This is a genomic window from Macrococcus capreoli (assembly GCF_025628935.1).
Taxonomy (GTDB): domain Bacteria; phylum Bacillota; class Bacilli; order Staphylococcales; family Staphylococcaceae; genus Macrococcoides; species Macrococcoides capreoli.
Window position 1 is genome coordinate 112,931 of record NZ_JAOTIS010000007.1, and the last position, 18,621, is coordinate 131,551.

Genomic DNA, 18,621 nt, shown 5'->3' on the forward strand with positions numbered 1-18,621 from the left:
TATTCTTGTACCAGCCTGTTGAGCTTCGTGCAAAAATGAGCAGTAAATTACATCGAATGTGCCGAAAAAACATGGGACGAATGTATTTGTGATTAAAATTTCAAATACATCCGTCCCATGTTTTATTATTTAATAAAATACAGCAGCGCAATGAAATGACAACCTGCTCCAGCTAATATAAAAAAATGCCAAATCATATGGAAATAATGGCGGTGTTTTTGTGCATAAAACCATGCGCCGACACTATACATAATGCCACCGAGAACAATAAATGAGATAAATAACCATGATGCTTTCGTAACTAATGAAGGAAAAAGAATGACTCCTAGCCAACCCATTATTAAATAAATCGCTAAACTTATCTTCGGATTAACATTTTTGGCAGTTGATTTATATACAATCCCACCGATTGTAATTAACCACTCTACAATCATAATTCCCCAGCCCAAAGTACCTCCCACTAAACTTAATGCAATTGGTGTATAAGTTCCAGCAATCGCGATATAGATCATCGCATGGTCAATAATACGCATTACATATTTATGGATCGATTTAGGTGGCATTAAATGATAGATAGCAGAGGACAAGAACATTAATAAGATACTGATTAAGAATATACTAATCCCAAATGCAAATGTCGTCCCATGTGCCATGAATGTTTTTATCGAAAAATACGGTAATGTGAATAAAATTAGCAATGCAGGTATACCGTGAGAGACGGAATTTCCAACTTCTTCGCCCAATTTTAATTCTTTTATATCCCTGAAATTATATTGTGGTGATTTTGGTTTCATGTCATCATCCCTTATATGAAGTACTTCTATTTTAACACAGAACACCAAATTTAAAATTTTTACGCAGTTGTTTCCTAACTAAAATCCCAATTGCACACAACATTAATCAGAAAATTGTATAAGTAACTCAGAATTGTTACAGAATCATTACAAATGAAAACTTGAATAAACAATTATGCTGTAGCACGTGAAAATAAAGCGGTTTCAAATGTTGGTATGACAACGAATATGTTGGAATTTTGATGAACATATTTTTATTAAGATTATGAAATTATTTGTCGAATACAACTTAAGTAATTAATTTTGAACTTTTACCCCCGAACACCTGGAACTGTTGATAATATTAATGTTGCGAGGGATTATTAATTGAGCTGTTCGTATTACGAATAAAAATATTTACGTATGGTAGTTTAAGTAATTGAAAGGAAACTGTAATATCTATAACACATAAAATATGCAATAATAAATGTATTGAAAAAGTAAGTATAGGAGGAACAGGATTTGAAGAAAAAATTAATATTCGCGGCAACAACTGCATCAGCTGCCATGGCTGCTTATTCATATCAAGCAGAAGCTGCCGAGCATACAGTTCAACCTGGTGAATCATTATGGTTAATCGCCAACAAATATAATACTACAATTGATCAGTTAAAGTCGTTAAATCGCTTATCATCAAATTTGATTTTTCCTTATCAAACTTTAAAAGTATCAGGTACACCAACAACAGTAAAAAAACCAGCTTCAACAAACGTCTATCGTAAACCGGTAACAACAACTACTAGTGCGACACATACGGTACAACCGGGTGAAAGTGTATATTCTATTGCAACGAAATATAAAATGAGCATGACACAATTAATGAAATTAAATAATTTATCAAGTTATTTAATTTTCCCTAATCAAAAGTTGAAAATTAGTGGGACAGTTACGCCTGTTAAGACAACTACAACAAACACAAGTACGAATACACAAGTGAGCAGAGCGCCACAAGCGACGACAATATCAAATGTAAAAACATATGTTGTTCGTCCTGGCGATTATTTAGCGAAGATTGCGAATCAATACGGCGTGACAGTGCAAAACATTAAAACTTGGAATAACTTAACTTCAAATGTTATTTATTCTAACCAACGTTTAATTGTTAGTGGTGGGTCAACTGCAACAGTAAGCACACCGGTTAAAACGGTTAACACAACGCCTGCAAAAGTAGCGGTAGTGCCACAAACAGCACAAACACCGATATTCTATCATTCAAATTTATATGATTACGGGCAATGTACATGGTACGTATTTAATCGACGTGCTTCAATTGGTAAGAATATTTCTACGTATTGGTGGCATGCATATAACTGGGCAAATGGAGCACGTAATGATGGTTATACAGTAGACAGAACACCAACAGTTGGTTCTATTGCTACTACAACAGATGGACCATACGGCCACGTTGCATTCGTAGAACGTGTTAATCCAGATGGTACAATCTTAGTTTCTGAAACGAACTACTTAACGCCAGCAGGTGTAGTAGGTTACCGTACATTAACATATGCTCAAATGAGCAGATATCAATTTATTCACTAAGAGGCTGCCGACAAAGCGTTCAGTCACGAGAAAACTGGAGAAAATCCACAAGAAATCGTTCTTTGATTTCTGTGGATTTTTGAAGTTTTATAAGTGACTGCTTTGGAGGCGCCGTTTCAAGAGGCTGCCGACAAAGTGTTCAGTCACGAGAAAACTGGAGAAAATCCTTAAAACCCCGCTAAAATCATTTGTGATTTTAGCGGGGTTTTTTATATATTGCTAATTAAAGATATTCTTAATACCTTTAATTAAGCCGTCAATTGCAGCGTCTAAAATACGGTGTAATGCTTCACGTATTTGAACGCCAATATCTGTTTCATCTTGACGTTGCTGCGCCGTACTGTTGAATCCTTCACCGTCTGTATTAACATATCCTTTAATCGACCATATTTTCAAACCTTGCTGTTTCGCTTTCTTTTGAGCGGCGAGTAGTTCGTTTAAATGATCTTTTTGTTGATAAATATAACCAACGCGGGCATAACCTTGACGCACAAGCGCTTCGTTAATCATCGTGTCACCACAATATAAATAGACTAATTCACGACCATAACGATCTTTCTTACCTTTAGTATCATACTGAATACTCATATCGCAAGTTTTCACAAGTGATTCTGTATACCGTGCGGCTTCAATCGCATACGGTTGAACAGGCGTATTTGGTTTCTTCGACTCGGGTGTATCTACGAGTAATAGACGGACGGTCTTTTTACGATTGTTTACTTTAATCGAAAGCGTATCGCCATCAATCGCATGATCGAATGTCGCTTTCACTTTAGGCATGTCCGATTGGAACAGCGTAAAGTTTAATGTTAATGCAAGTGCTGATAATATCAAATTAAAACCTCATTTATTGAAAGATTCTTCTATTATACACAAACATACGTTCTGTTTCAAATTAAGAGAAGAATATTGAAATTGCAGTATAAACGAGTAATAATGCCATCGTAATATTAAATGCACGTTCATGTTCGCTAATCCAGGCTTTCAAGACACTACCGAATATACTCCACGTTAATGTCCCTAAAAAGGCAATGAAAGTTGTGAGCAGGATTAAACTAAAGATGATTGGGAATGCATGATAATATGGTGTAACAAATGTGCCCATAATCGTAATCGAATAAAGCACACCTTTAGGATTTACGAATTGTAGAAACATACCTGTTTTCGTATTATTCCATTCATTATTAATTGATTTTGCATTCTTTTTCGCAGGTGCGACCATCTTATATGCTAAGTACAACATATAAAGTGCACCGATTATTTTCATAAGTAATTCAACTTTCGGGAAATAACTCGCTAAAGTCGAATTTAAAAATGCGGAGATAGAGAGTAATATTAAGAAACCAAGACCAACGCCGGATACGAAACGTAATGTCTTCTTAAAACCAGATTGCGTCGCAAAGTATAGTGACATTAAATTATTTGGACCAGGTGTAAAACTTGCAATAATAGCGTAAACAACTAAATTCAGTAAATGCATCGTACTTTTCCTCTTTTCTAGTATAAAGGAATGATGTCCTTTATAACGTATTTTCTTTATATTGTACATTCTGTTCGTTATAATGTAAATAGAGAAAAATAAATAAAAGAAGGTGAAAGTTGTGAAAGAAATTCATGATATTGTTGCATATAACTTGAAGTTATATCGTAAAGATAATGGTTTAACGTTAGATAATGTGTCACGTCGTACAGGTGTTTCAAAAACGATGCTTTCTCAAATAGAACGTGGTGATTCTATACCGTCGATTACAACGGTGTGGAAGATTGCGAATGGATTAAAGATTAGCTTTTCGGCATTGATTAAATCTCCGGATCAAAAAATTGATATTAAGAAAAAAACAGAGTTAATGGAAATGACCGGGGATGACGGGCGTTATCGTATTTATCCGTATTATCCTTTCGAAAGTGGTCATCAGTTTGAAATGTATCAGTTTGAGATTGATCCGGGTGGGGTCTTTTCCGCTGAAGCGCACCAGGCAGGAACAGAAGAATATATTATGATTTATCAAGGGATGCTCAATTTGAAAGTTCAAAATGAAGACTATCAAATTGAACAGGATATGGCGATTCGTTTTGATGCAGATGTGCCACATGTGTATTCCAATATTGGTGATGGTATAGTGAAAGGGACAATGACGATTTATTATCCGGAGCAAATGCTATGAAACGCTACGGTATCCTCTTATGTATAGGTATTGCGTGTATTGCGACGATTTTGGGTCATTTTATTCCGATTATCGGAGGCATTATATTCAGTATTATTTTAGGGATTATCATCAATAATACAACGCGTGTATCAAATACATTTCAGCCAGGTATTAAGTATGCATCGAAGAAAGTATTACAATACGCGATTATTGTGATGGGATTTACGCTAAACTTACGCATTGTAGCAGCAATGGGCATGTCGTCACTTCCGATTACATTGATTACGATTACTGCAGCATTGTTATCGAGTGTATTGCTCGGGAAATTATTGAATATTAGTGAGAATATAAGAACATTGATAGGCGTGGGGACAGCGATATGTGGTGGATCAGCGATTGCAGCAGCAAGTCCGATTATTGATGCGAAAGATGATGAAATTGCGTTTTCATTATCTACAATCTTTCTGTTTAATATTATTGCAGTGTTTTTGTTTCCGGTGCTCGGTCATTCGATTGGACTGAGTGATGTTGGATTTGGACACTTTGCGGGGACTGCAATTAATGATACGAGTAGTGTTGTCGCAGCGGGTTATGCTTATTCAGAATCAGCTGGAGATACGGCGACGATTGTGAAACTAGTAAGAGCGCTGATGATTATCCCGGTTTGTTTATTGCTTGTCGCTCTGCAAATGAGACGTAAACAACAAACGGAGTTTCGATTCAAGAAAGTGTTTCCCTGGTTTATATTATATTTCTTTATTGCGAGTGTTATTGCTACAGCGATGAATTTACCAGAGGCGATTGTGGGGTATATTAAGATTATATCGACATTGATGATTAGTATCGCAATGGCAGGTATTGGTTTGTCGGTAGATATTAAGAAATTTCTGGCGATTGGTATGAAACCTGTATTGCTCGGTGCGAGCGTCTGGTGTGTAGTGGCTGTGACAAGTTTAATGATGCAGTGGATATTGAATATTTGGTAGGAGTGATGCAGATGATTAAGAAAGTAATATTATCATTTATTGTAGGGATGGTTGCGATGTGTTTACGCAGCGATAAAAAGGCGGAGTAATATAAATTTTGGATTGATAACGGTAAAACAAAAGCCGAACAAAGATAATTTAGTAAATGAATTGTCTTTGTTCGGCTTTGATTATTTTTTTAATGATATATCATTTTGAATCAATAATTTTAACTTTCTTCGCAACAATTCTGCGTCCTTTTCCGAGCGTCATTTGAATGATAGATGCGATAAGCATAATAATGTTAAAGGCGATCATGATATGAAAGACATGATGCACAGTATTGATCGCAGCAAGATACATCATCTTCATTGCTTCTTCTTTAGAATGTGCATGAACAGGTATTTGTCGCTGTAAATCCTGGCTAATAAACCAGGCAATAGCTGCCACTAAAATAGCACCCATATAATTTCTGATAGTATGCATCGTATTAGAACGGTGGCTCGCTTTATCTAGTGGTCCATCTAATAAAGTGGCCATTGCACCACCAACTAAAGTAATCGAAATACCAAATCCTAATAAAAATGCGTGTATATATAATGATTCTTTACTTACATCAACACCTATGATTCTCCAATGAATACTTACATATAAAATTGCAGATGAACCAATTACACCTAATACTCCAGCCCCAACAGCACTATAGGTTAGCATTTTTATCGCACCTGATAAAATGACACCAAATAGGAAGAAAATATAGAAGTATAAAACATCGTGTGGCTGCATTCTTAATATTCTTAGAAGAAAAATATTAATACCAGCTAATGCTATGACGAGTGTTAAATGAGATGAAATTGCCATAATCGCACCGATCATTGGTTTTTTCTCATATAAAGTATGGAAGTGAACGATAGGGTGTTCTGATTTTAAATTAAAAATGACAAATAAAATAAATGAGATTAAAGAAAGTACCGCACCTGTTATGAACCATGCGTTACTCATACCATAAATAGGTAGAATTGCGCATGAAGTTGCTAATATTACGGCGAAAATAGTGAGTGCAACAACTTCTTTTGTATCATATGGATGATGCTTTGTTTCAATATGGTGATCATCTTTGAAAGCAACAGATGCAATGAGTATACACAATATTGCAGAAGCAATATTTACATAGTATAGCCATCGCCATTCTTCAGTTTCAATAGAGTAACTCCCGGAAACACCACCTAATGCGTTAGCACCAAATAAGCCAACGATGACCATAAATAAAAAGACATTTTTATATTTAGCAGGAAAGACATGATAAGCTTGGGGTAATGTAGTGAAAAATAAAACGCCCGTACTTAAACCTTGTATTGTTTTACCAATTGTAAGTATATAGATGTTATTTGTAGATGCGCAAAATATTGAAGCGATTAAAAATATAGCAGTAAATAAAATATAATTTTTCTTGAAACTGAGACGATGTGTAAAAATATGTCCGAATGGAATGCCGAATGCAAATGCGAAGTTAGTTAAAACTGCAGGTATAATTAAATATTTAGAATCTAAATCAAAAGTTGATTGAATTAATCCTTGGTTAAGACTATAAGATATATTCGTAAAGTATTGGGAGCCTATCCCGAAAATAGTTATTACAGATAAAATGAATATTTCCCATGAGCGTAACGTTTTATATTTCAATGAATTCAATTTATTCATCCTTTCATAATATTTTTTGTAAGTGGTCCATATAATTTTAATAAATTGTCTTTAAAGTGTATTAATGAATTTTTACGATAATAAATTTGATGCTGAAAGCTACGAGTTGTTAATGCATTAAGTAGCATGTCAGTAATGAATACAGCGTTAGGGTGTTCTTTGAACAGTACTTCAAATGATTGATAGAGTTTTTTATAGTGCGATGTTGCTTTGAATAAATATTTCATCTCGTGTTGTTCGATACATAAATGTAAAGCTTCATTATCATATTTGAATTTCAGCAAAGCATTTAACATTTTATCAAGTTTATCGTAATTAGATTGTTCTGTTGCTAATATATCGTCGAAATCATCAAATAATTGGTTGAAATCGTCTTCCAGCAAGTGAAAGCATAATACCCCTTTATCAGCAAAATGACGATACAATGTCCCCGGACCAATATTTAATGATTTGGCGATTTGCTGCATACTTACGTGTTCAACACCATGCGTTGCAAATAACTTTGCAGCATGTTGTTTAATCATGATGTAATTTTCTTTCGCATCTTGTCTCATCTATATCTCCTTTCTATTAAACGGAGAGTGTTCCGTTTACTGTACGATTATATACCTTGTGTAACAAATATACAAGACACAATCTTTATTTTGATGGGTCTATAGTTGTGAAACGGCTATGTCTCGCCTATAATAAGGTTTAAATCAAGTAAGTTTAGGGGTGTAACGATTGACCATATATAATATCAACTTAGGAATCGGCTGGGCGAGTAGTGGTGTAGAGTATGCGCAAGTGTATCGAGCTGCATTATTACGCAATCTGAATGAAAAGATTAAATTTGTCTTTTTAGACTTTATTAATTCTGAGAATATCCAGACCTATACTGAAAATATAGGTTTTAAAGATGATGAAATCATCTGGCTATATCAATATTTTACGGATATTAAGATTGCACCGACGTCATACACGATAGCGGACGTTTGTCGTACGCTGAATATTACGCAGCCAAAGACGTTACAAAGCGGAAAAGTAAAGACGATATATTTAGAAGGCGACCATACATTTTTAAGATGTTTCTTAAAGGACGAAGCACAGAACATCGTTGATCGCGTTGAATATGTCGTGAACCAGAAAGTGATCAGAAAAGATTTTTATTCATATACAAAGATTTGTTCGGAGTACTACGCACCTCATAATGGGGCGAAATTATATATGCGTCAATTTTATAACGAAGATGGTTCAGTGGCATATCGAGAGCACATCGATAAAGAAGAAAGTATGTTTGAGATTGGAGGTAACAAGTTTTATTCTAAACAGGAATTTGTCGCCTATTTCATGCAATGTTTAAATTTAACAGCACAAGACATTGTCATATTAGACCGTGGTAAAGGTGTTGCACAGTCAATTATTCAAAATAGCGGCGCAGCGAAATTAGGTGTCGTTGTACACGCGGAACACTTTAGTGAGAATAACACGACAGACGACGTTATATTATGGAACAACTATTATGAATATCAATTTATGAATCATGATAAAGTTGATTTCTTCATCACAGCAACAGAACGCCAAAAGCAAAAACTCGCAGCGCAATTTAAAAAATATTTAAATGCTGAACCTCAAATTTATACAATTCCTGTCGGTAGTTTAAAGACATTAAAGCAGGCAACGCACCGTAAACCTCATAGTTTAATCACAGCGTCGCGCCTCGCGAAAGAAAAGCATCTCGATTGGCTCGTACTTGCTGTTGTGAAAGCGAAACAAACGATTCAAGATTTAACGTTTGATATATACGGAGAAGGGTCTCAACGCCAAATGTTGAATCAATTAATTGTGAAGCATGGCGCTACGGACTATATCAAGTTAAAAGGTCATGTACATTTAGAAGACGTGTATGCACAATACGATGCGTTTATCTCTGGATCTACAAGTGAAGGATTCGGGTTAACGTTAATGGAAGCGGTAGGATCTGGTCTTGGTATGATTGGATTAGATGTGGAATATGGGAATACGACATTTATTCATCATTTGAAGAATGGTGTGCGCATTGACTATCATGAAGAAAGTTCAGATATTGTTATTGATCAATTGAGCAAAGCAATCATTACGTTGTTTACTGAGCAGATGGATTATGCAAACCATTCTTACGAAATTGCACAAGCTTTTCTTTCAGAAGTGACTGAACAGAAATGGTTTAACCTCATTAAGGAGGTCCGACATGATTAATTTATTTTATACATTAGATAAAGCATCGCTTGAAATATATAATAGCTTTCAACATGCAAAGCTTAACGTTGATACAGTAGTCATTGAAGATAGTGGCTTCTTGCCGCTTGGCATGCATAGTCCGTATCAATTTTTTGCTGGTAATGCGGTGAATAAATCTGCACGACCGAAGTTCTTCAATGAAGTTGAAATTCCGGATTACTGGGAAATACATGGCTCTAATCATTCAGCCAATGTATTTCATTTAGGTGAAATTAAAGCGAACATAAAGTACCATTCACATCCACAGCCGAGATCAGTGCATACTGTAGAATGGCTGGATAAACATGGAAATATTCGATTCGTTGATGTGTACAATCGATTTGGATTGCGCTTTAGACAAGACGTGTTGAATGCTGAAGGAAAGCTCGTATTTAAGACATACTTTAATGATCAGCATCAAGAAATGATCTATGAGAATGTAGTGACGAATCAAATCATTCTTAATTGGCAAGGGAAGGAATATGTATTCGATTCGAAGACGAAATATATTCAATTCTATTTGAAGCATAGTGGTTTAGATTATAGTGTACTTAATATTAATTCTTTAGGTATTCCGTTCTTTGTGTCTATTGGGTTGCCGGAAGGTTCAACGAATTTAATCTGGCAGGAACACATTCAACATGAAATACCTGGGAATATGATAAATATGTTAACGCAGCAAAAGCAACGCGACTACCGTGTACTCGTACCAGATCATGCGGAATACGAAAAGATTGTAGCGCTGTTACAAGATGATGTAAAAGATAAAGTGCAATCATTTGGTTATGTTTATCAATTTAAGCGTCAACATCAAATGACGAATAACGTCTTAATTGCGACAAATTCAGATCAATTGTTGAACTTTGAAGCGATTGTGAAGGCATGTCCTGACTACGAGTTTCATATCGTAGCAATTACCGAGATGTCGAATACGTTAATACAATATGATCAGTATAAGAACGTTCACTTATATCCGAAAGTGACGAAAGTAAGATTCAATGAATTATTTATGCAAAGTGATATTTATTTAGATATTAATGGCGGGAATGAATTACACAATGCAGTGCGACGTGCCTTTGATGCCAATATGATTATTTATACATTTAAGGAGCGTGCACATAATTTAAGTGTAACATTACCAGCACATGTATTTATGACCGAGCAGACAGCAGAGTTAACTAAACAATTGAACCATCTTACAAATGAGCGACGCGAAACACTATTACTCCATCAGCGTGAACATGCCAATCATATTGGAATTAATGCATTTAGGAAGAGAATTTTAAGTTCGAAATAAATATGAAATCCAGACTTATCAATAGATGACTGATAGGTCTGGATTTTTTTTGTTTGATGATTAATGATAAGCGTGTGTTACTTTGTTGATTGTTCTACTGCTAAGAAATCATCACACGTTGTAACATGTGGTTTAAATGGCAGTATTTGATTTGAGGCAACGAGGTCTTCAACTTTATTTATAAATGTAATGATGTCATCTGTCGCGTGTACACTTTTAAAGTCGCCGTATGCATATTGATACCATTGTAACTTCTGTAAACGTTCAATCGTCCTTTCGTCATAGCGATACTTTAATACTTTCGCTGGGACACCACCTACAATTGCATACGGTGGTACATCTTTCGTCACGATTGAACCAGCAGCGATTATAGCACCGTCACCAACTGTTATGCCATTATTAGCAAACGTTACATCCTGGCCAATCCATACGTTATGTCCGATGACGACAGGATTTAACGTCGGTGCATAGGGTGACGTCTGAAAGTCAGTACCATAATCTTTAGCATATTGCATGAATGCTGTCGCTTGGTTGTCGTACGTTAACATAGATGTTGTGAAACGGTCCATAGGATGATTACCATGCATACGTTTAACATTTGAAGCGATAGATGAATAGCGACCGACAACTGTATTGACAGGTAATTCACTTAAAGTAGAAGAGAATGCACCCATAGAATAAAAGTATCGACCGATTAGAAACATTGCATAAGGTTCTATTTGTGCGTGGCTTGAAACTTGAATAATAGTATTCGGTTGCAAACGCGCGCGTTTTTCGTTGTCCCGAGGTAATGTATAAATGCGTTTTTCGTTTAAAAATTGATGATAATTATCATTAAATGTTAATCGAACATTGTTGTGAGATGGGTGAATCATTAAGTTGTCTTGTGTGAACGTAATGCCGTTATATTGTGTTGTCATAAATAGCTCCTTCGATTTGAATGTTAGCCATATTATAAGTGATATCATCAGAAAATAACACGAATATATATTGATTTGAATATTTATCATTAAATACTATATGTTTAATTTATTGTTAACGAATGTTAATTTGAGGCGGTATCGTATTTTTGAAGAAACGGGAACTTAACCTTTGTCCAACCTCCATCATTACCTGCCAGAAAAATCTTAATAATTCATCGGAAAACGCTATCTTCAACGTAAAATCTTTAATATAATAAAACTAATTGAGCATACAGGAGGACGTTTTTGTGAATTATTTTTGGTTGAATTGTGGATATAATAGATTTAATCACTTTGAAGATTTAATGGGGCAAGTATCAGTATTTGACTCTACTGTACATTTCAACCCGAACGAAGGATATACTGCATTCAAACGAGCAGAACCTGGAGACAAAGTGATCTTCTATCAAGTCCAGAATAAGATTGGTCTTCTTGGTGCAGGATCGGTATTGAAAGTTGAGGAACCTCGTCGCGGTCAAATTAAGATTCACTTCAAATATGAGGAAAAGTTAGCGCCTTATACGAAAGAGTATCTTATCCGTGATGAGTCATTAAAGCTTGCGATTAATAGCATGAAAGAACAATTACTTAACCCTTTATCTGAAGCGCATTATAATAAGATGTTGCGTGTTGGTAGACTTGAAGAGAAGATTAATCGTTACTTCTTAATGAAAGAAGAGATAGATTTCACTGCAGATGAAATATACACGATATACGTGCGCAATGTAAATGGCGTAAATCGCAATGGCTTCAAACATTATGGTCAAATGCAGGAAGGCGATAAAGTCATTATTTATAAGACACAGCCTGAAAGAGGGATATACGGGATTGCTGAAGTTGTTGATGGCATGCACAGAAATCAACCGATTCCTGGTAGAACGGATAGTACGGCAGTAAAGATTAAATATTTACAGCATATTGCGCCTCGTACGATATATGAATTGGATCGTGAACCGATGTTACGCGCACAATATTTCTTAGAAGAGAAATGGAATGAATCAATCACAGAAATTACGAAGATTCAATATGATGCTTTCTTAAATCCTTCAACGGATACTGAATCAGCGCCAGCACAGCCTTCAATCCATCAAACGATTGAAGCGGCTAAATTCTCCGCCCGCAAAAGTGCGCGAGAACAACAGTTTAAAGCAACATTAAACAATGAACCGGTGAAACAAAAAATTAACAAAACACCATGGAAGATGATATACGTCTTTAGTTTACCTGAGCATTTTAATGGTGTTGATACAGCGATAAAGTATTTACAGTTGAAACGCAATCATTTGAATATTTATGCAGCTGATGCAATGTGGATCAATGCGAACCTGTATGGTCAATATGTGAAAGAGGAAGAGTATGTCGTATTTCATCAAGGTATTATTACAGAGGCATTAGCAAGTCCAATGCAACACGATATACTCATTGAAGGATTTGAGTATATTTCAGCACAACAATTGAAGCCGTTGATTCACGCAGCACAAGGAGAAACTGTGGCATTACCGGTGATGACGGAGTTAACACGTGCAACAATTGGATTAGATGAGCATGCGACGTATCAATTGACAGAAGACTTTAAGGTGATTGCGACGACAACATTATCTATCGAAGCGTTTAAAGCGCAATATCCAACATATATGCATGCGTACATGAAGTTTTACGCATATAAATAAAAAAGGCAGAGGAATGAATCATTCCTTTGCCTTTTTCCATATATCATTATACGCCGACTTTATTCCATGCATCTTTCACTTGCGCTGCAACTGTTGCACCATATAAATCTTGAGCAGATTGCGTTAATGCTTGTTTCGCATCAGCAAATGTTGCATTGCTTGTTAAATACGTTGTTAATGCACGGTAGTAAATCTTTTCAGCTTTATCTTTACCTACTGCAGTAATCGTATAGTACGCTGCTTTATTAGGAATACCCATATTTGTATGCACGCCACCATAATCAGCAGTTGTATTAACATATTGACTCATGTGTGCAGGCATGCCTTTCGCTGCCGGATTAGAAATATCACGAACACCGTCACCGGCAACATTCGGCGTATATATATCTTCACCGATTAACCAGTCTGCTGGATCGTTAAAGTAAGCGAAAGTATCTGAAAGACTTTCATCTAACGCGCCTGATTGTCCTGAATAAACAAGCTTCGCAGTACTAGCAGTCACACCGTGAGTGATTTCGTGTGCTACAACATCTAATGCACCTGAAGTTGCACGAAACGTCGTGCCGTCGCCATCACCATAAATCATTTTATCGCCAGCCCAACCGGCATTGTTTAAATTATCATTTGTAGTTTTGACAGTGTTTAAATGTACGATTGATGGAATTGCTGAACCTAAATTATCGTATGATTCTCTGCCGAAAGTATTTTTATAATAATTATAAACTCTACCAGCATAGTAATGAGCATCTACAGCTGCCTTTTGATTTGCAGCATTGAATGTTTTATCTGTATCAGAAACTAAATCTGCTACTTTTGTTGTAGGATTATAGGCATAAGTAGCAATCTCGCCTTTACGTGTTGCATCTGATAAGTAATAGCTTGTCGCTTCATTCGTAATGTTAATTGTTTTATAACTTCCAATAACACCTAGGCCTAAACCTGTTGTTGCAACACGTTTCATTTTATCTTCTACATTCATGATGTTACCGTTTTGCGCATTGATGGTTACAACATAGTTACCGATTTTTGGTGCAGTTGTAATTAACTCAACATTATAAACATAGAGCTTCTTCTTGTCATCGATGGATAGATCAATTGACTTTACAACCTCGCCAGTTTCATTCTTTGCTTCCTCTTTCGTTGTATGAATTGCTGTGAAGGCATTGTCAATTGCAGTGTCTTTAGAGATTGTGACACTGTTCGTTGGTGTTGTTACAGCTTTATTCGTGTCACCATTGATAAGTACGACTTCGCCAGCTTTGTTCACGTGAACTTTAATTTGTTGGTTGTCGATGAATTTACCATGTAATTTAGGTTGTAACGTGTAATGCGTGAAACCTAATTCATCTGTAGTAGTATCAACCACATCATAAAATTTTGCGAATTGCTTAGCTTTCTTGCTATTAGGTAAAGATTTAAGACTGTTGATAGCGCCTGCTTTCGTTGTTACTTTAACTTTTGGTGTATTTTCTTTAGCGTATGCCTCATGTCCAGAAACACTCGTGGCAACAAGTAGAGATAATAATACCGGTGAAATTAATTTTTTAGACATATGGAACTCCTTTATTATTTGAGGTATAAAATGCATAGCACATTATAACACGATAAGCGTAATAATAACATGGAAGTGTATTGGGAAAACATTAAATCTTAAGTGATAATAATAATATTTATTTAAGGCATTAATATTGATCGCTATATGCGAATAGGTTGTAGGAACAGTAGTGCGTTTTCAAATGTTTATAATAGAGTAATAATAATCAAAAAGAATTAAAAAAATTCATGTTCATGCTATAATTAATAGTGATTAATTAAGTAGTCTAAGTTTGAAAATAAATATATTTACCGGAGGAACAAATGAAAAAAAAAACTGGATTTTTTACCGAATAAGCTGAACAAATATTCAATCCGAAAATTTACTGTAGGTACGACGTCAATTATTATTGGATCATTGTTATTTTTAGGTCATGCGAATGTAGGTCAAGCTGAGACGACTGAACTACCAACAACCGAAGCACCGACAACAACGGAAAATCCAACAACTGAAAACTCAACGACAGAAGTATCAACAACAGAAGTCCCGACAACTGAACCATCAACAACAGAAACGCAAACAACGGAAAATCCAACAACAGAAGTCCCGACAACTGAACCATCAACGACTGAAACGCAAACAACGGAAAATCCAACAATAGAAGTCCCGACAACTGAATCATCAACAACAGAAACGCAAACAACTGAAAACTCAACGACAGAAGTGTTAACAAAAGAATCGTCCACAACTGAATTGTCTACAACAGAATCACCAACAACACCAGCCTCTAAGCCAACAACACCGACAAACACAACCAGCTTAAAAAATATCGTTTCACAAGTACAATCACAGACAACAATTGCAGCAAAACAAAAAACTTTAAATCAATATGTACAAGAGAATACAGGTGTTTCTGCAGACACAGCAGCAAAAATGGTTTCTAATATGCAACTGGATCTTGCAACGGTATCAGATTCAGAATTATTAACAGCTTTATTACGCAGTATTGCCAACCAACAAGATGCAAACAGTAGTATCGCGACACCTGTAGGAACGCGTTCATTAACAAGTACGATGGAAAGCCTATCAATTGATGCTAATAGTAACACTGTAACCAAACAGCTTGATGCCAATAGTTTAATTGAGAACGTAGTAACTACAATTACTGATCAAGGAAAAACTGATGCAACAGGAACAACAACGGGTGCTAATGACGGAATCGTCAACCCTTTAAATGGCGAGAACATGATAATGAATACGACATTTGATGTGAATGACGCAGCGAAAGCAGGCGATACATTTACAGTGAACTTTGGTACTGATATTGTGCCATCAGACTTAGATTTACATTTATTCAAGCCGCTTCCATTAGAAGCATTTGGGCAAGTTGTTGCAAACGGTCAATATGATATTGCAACAAATTCAATCACTTATACATTTACAGACTTTGTAGACAAATATACAAATATTCATCTGAATTTAGTATTAAATCAATATATAAACCGAAAAGTGATTACAAACGATACAAATCAACCAACAAGTAATCCTGCGCAAGCAAATGCAAGTATTACTGTAGGGAATAATACTACAACACAACCTTTTGAAGTAGTTTATCAAAACCCGATTATTCAAGGTCCATCGAATATTGAATCAGCATATGAATATTATGATATGAAGACAGGTCAACTTGTTCAAATTATTTATGTGAATCAATTGCTGAATAATGCAGCGAACACACAAATATTTGTCGCTGGTGAGAAAGCTTACTTAACTACAAATGCAACTGGTGCACAAGATTTAAATATGGAAGTTAATAAAAGTGCTGCAATGATAGATAATAGTACGCAATTCTTTATTTATGATGCTGGGGATGGCTCACAATTACCAGATAGTATGAGTGATAGTGCAATTCCTTATAATAACTTCACTCAAATAAATCCAGCAATTAACTTTGGTACAGACATGGCAACGATTGATTTAGGAAATATCAGTAGCGCTTACGTTATTAAAGTTGTCAGCAAGTTTGATATCAACCAAGCGAATCAAGGTATACCAATCATTCAGTCTGCAGTTATGCAAACGACGGATGTTAATGGGGATAATCAGTTTGCAATTTATGATAATACAATTGGTAGAGAGCCAAATACATCATCAGGAACAGGTACGCCTAAACGTTATGAAATCGGTAATCGCGTATGGGAAGATATTAACCGTAATGGTATTCAAGATGCGGGCGAACCAGGTATAAGTGATGTACCCATCTATTTAAATGATGAAGCAGGTAATAAAATCACTGTATTAACTGACGCGAATGGTAATTACTTATTTACTGATTTAGAAGATGGTAAAAAGTATGGTGTGGTATTCCCTACACTTCCACCAGGTTATGAATACACTACACCAAATGCTAGCGGGGTAACATCGAATAACCCTAATGATCCAAATGAGGATAAAGATTCAGATGGCAGTACAATTGTGACACTTAATGGTGCAAGCAACCTCACAGTTGATGCTGGAGTTGTAAATAATAATACGTACACGTTAGGAAATCGTATTTGGCTTGATACAAATAAAGATGGTATTCAAGACGCTACAGAATTGAATGCTAATCAACAAATTAAAGTGAAATTAACGAATGCTGATGGAACGCCAGTTGTAAGACTAGATGGTACAACTGTAGCTGATATTATTACAACAGACGGTAACTATGAATTTACAGGTTTAGTCGATGGAAATTACAAAGTCGTATTTGAAGTGCCTACAGGTACAATGATATCACCAACTAATACAACAGGAGATACATTAGATTCTGATGGTGTTCAAAATGTTGATGTGCCAACGATAATTGTCGCAGATGCAAAGATTGATGGTGAGAATAATGATACTGTTGATTTAGGTATTTTACCGGCAACACCTAAATACAGTTTAGGTGATAAAGGATTCTTTGATATTAATGGTAATGGGATACAAGATGCCGATGATTTAGGTTTTGAAGGTATTCAAGTGGATTTACTTGAAGCAGACGGTGTTACACCTGTTGTAGATCAATTTGGAACACCTTTAACTACTTATACAGATGCTGATGGGAATTATATTTTTAATGGATTAGATAATGGTACGTATACGGTTAAGTTCACTTTGCCTGAAGGGGTTTTAGCTTCTCCAGCTAACATTTTAGCTGATGATGCTGTTGATTCGGATGGTGTTGCGACAAGTAATCCATTTGTTTATACGACTACAGCTGTAATTGATAATGCCAATAATACAACTGTAGATATGGGTGTTTATACAGTGAATACAATTGGTGATAAAGTATGGCTGGATAGTAATTCAGATGGTATTCAGGATGCGGTAGAACCTGGAATTGCTGGCGTAACTGTAAACTTAATTAATAAAGAAACGAATCAAATTATTGATACGAAAGTAACGGATAGTGCAGGGAATTATTTATTTACAGGTGTGAAGAATGGTAATTATTCAGTCGTGTTTAATACGCCGGGTCCTGTAGTGAATGCTGATGGAACGATTACATCATATCGTCCAACTACTGATAATGTAGGGGATTCAGCACTTGATTCAGGCGCAGATGCTCAGGATGTTGCTATTTTCTTAAATGATGATTTAACGATAGATAAAGGGTATATCGCGACGACTGCACCAGCGCCAACATACACAATTGGTGACAAAGTATGGTTAGATACAAACAACGATAATGTTCAAAATGGCGGAATAGAG

The 18,621-nt window shown here is 35.7% G+C and carries 14 protein-coding genes; 7 read left to right on the forward strand and 7 right to left on the reverse strand.

Annotation, left to right across the window (positions count from 1 at the left end; translation table 11 throughout):
* Positions 1 to 125 precede the first annotated feature (125 nt).
* On the reverse strand, positions 126 to 794 hold the full coding sequence (gene trhA / locus OCL94_RS07020; RefSeq protein WP_262995923.1) for a PAQR family membrane homeostasis protein TrhA: 669 nt from the start codon (positions 792 to 794) through the stop codon (positions 126 to 128).
* A gap of 501 nt (positions 795 to 1,295) precedes the next feature.
* On the opposite strand from trhA, the gene OCL94_RS07025 reads away from it, so the two are divergent.
* Positions 1,296 to 2,372 carry a LysM peptidoglycan-binding domain-containing protein gene (locus OCL94_RS07025; RefSeq protein WP_262995925.1) on the forward strand — a complete coding sequence of 359 codons (1,077 nt, stop codon included), beginning with the start codon at positions 1,296 to 1,298 and terminating at the stop codon, positions 2,370 to 2,372.
* A gap of 219 nt (positions 2,373 to 2,591) precedes the next feature.
* On the opposite strand, the gene OCL94_RS07030 is transcribed toward OCL94_RS07025, so the two are convergent.
* Both OCL94_RS07030 and OCL94_RS07035 read right to left on the reverse strand, forming a co-directional pair.
* Positions 2,592 to 3,206 (reverse strand): thermonuclease family protein, encoded by a 615-nt coding sequence (locus tag OCL94_RS07030; RefSeq protein WP_262995927.1) that lies wholly within the window; start codon positions 3,204 to 3,206, stop codon positions 2,592 to 2,594.
* Positions 3,207 to 3,267: 61 nt separating this feature from the next.
* Positions 3,268 to 3,852: a LysE family translocator gene (locus OCL94_RS07035; RefSeq protein WP_262995929.1), complete on the reverse strand. Its 585-nt coding sequence runs from the start codon at positions 3,850 to 3,852 to the stop codon at positions 3,268 to 3,270.
* 121 nt (positions 3,853 to 3,973) lie between these two features.
* On the opposite strand from OCL94_RS07035, the gene OCL94_RS07040 reads away from it, so the two are divergent.
* Entirely contained in the window at positions 3,974 to 4,537 is a 564-nt protein-coding gene (locus OCL94_RS07040; protein ID WP_262995931.1) for a helix-turn-helix domain-containing protein, read from the forward strand.
* A complete protein-coding gene (locus OCL94_RS07045; protein ID WP_262995933.1) occupies positions 4,534 to 5,505 on the forward strand; it encodes a YeiH family protein in 972 nt (323 codons plus the stop codon). Before OCL94_RS07040 ends, OCL94_RS07045 begins: the two co-directional genes overlap by 4 nt.
* A 189-nt stretch (positions 5,506 to 5,694) precedes the next feature.
* On the opposite strand, the gene OCL94_RS07050 is transcribed toward OCL94_RS07045, so the two are convergent.
* Both OCL94_RS07050 and OCL94_RS07055 read right to left on the reverse strand, forming a co-directional pair.
* A complete protein-coding gene (locus OCL94_RS07050; RefSeq protein WP_262995935.1) occupies positions 5,695 to 7,185 on the reverse strand; it encodes an MFS transporter in 1,491 nt (496 codons plus the stop codon).
* Positions 7,182 to 7,739 carry a TetR/AcrR family transcriptional regulator gene (locus tag OCL94_RS07055; RefSeq protein WP_262995937.1) on the reverse strand — a complete coding sequence of 186 codons (558 nt, stop codon included), beginning with the start codon at positions 7,737 to 7,739 and terminating at the stop codon, positions 7,182 to 7,184. The genes OCL94_RS07050 and OCL94_RS07055 overlap by 4 nt, the downstream gene beginning before the upstream one ends.
* A gap of 169 nt (positions 7,740 to 7,908) precedes the next feature.
* Between OCL94_RS07055 and gtfA the strand changes: the two genes are divergently transcribed.
* Positions 7,909 to 9,402 (forward strand): accessory Sec system glycosyltransferase GtfA, encoded by a 1,494-nt coding sequence (gene gtfA / locus OCL94_RS07060; protein ID WP_262995939.1) that lies wholly within the window; start codon positions 7,909 to 7,911, stop codon positions 9,400 to 9,402.
* Complete coding sequence (gene gtfB, locus OCL94_RS07065; protein ID WP_262995941.1) at positions 9,395 to 10,720, forward strand: accessory Sec system glycosylation chaperone GtfB; 1,326 nt, start codon at positions 9,395 to 9,397, stop codon at positions 10,718 to 10,720. Before gtfA ends, gtfB begins: the two co-directional genes overlap by 8 nt.
* A 77-nt stretch (positions 10,721 to 10,797) precedes the next feature.
* Here the strand turns inward: gtfB and OCL94_RS13230 are convergent, their stop codons facing one another.
* A complete protein-coding gene (locus tag OCL94_RS13230) occupies positions 10,798 to 11,640 on the reverse strand; it encodes a CatB-related O-acetyltransferase (protein ID WP_317618549.1) in 843 nt (280 codons plus the stop codon).
* A gap of 290 nt (positions 11,641 to 11,930) precedes the next feature.
* Here OCL94_RS13230 and OCL94_RS07075 point away from each other — a divergent pair, with 290 nt between their 5' ends.
* A complete protein-coding gene (locus OCL94_RS07075; protein WP_262995943.1) occupies positions 11,931 to 13,352 on the forward strand; it encodes an EVE domain-containing protein in 1,422 nt (473 codons plus the stop codon).
* Positions 13,353 to 13,398: 46 nt separating this feature from the next.
* On the opposite strand, the gene OCL94_RS07080 is transcribed toward OCL94_RS07075, so the two are convergent.
* Positions 13,399 to 14,904, reverse strand: coding sequence for a M4 family metallopeptidase (locus OCL94_RS07080; RefSeq protein ID WP_262995945.1), 1,506 nt, complete (start codon positions 14,902 to 14,904; stop codon positions 13,399 to 13,401).
* A 318-nt stretch (positions 14,905 to 15,222) separates the two neighbouring features.
* On the opposite strand from OCL94_RS07080, the gene OCL94_RS07085 reads away from it, so the two are divergent.
* On the forward strand, positions 15,223 to 18,621 hold a 3,399-nt coding region (locus OCL94_RS07085), incomplete at its 3' end, for an SdrD B-like domain-containing protein (RefSeq protein ID WP_317618550.1).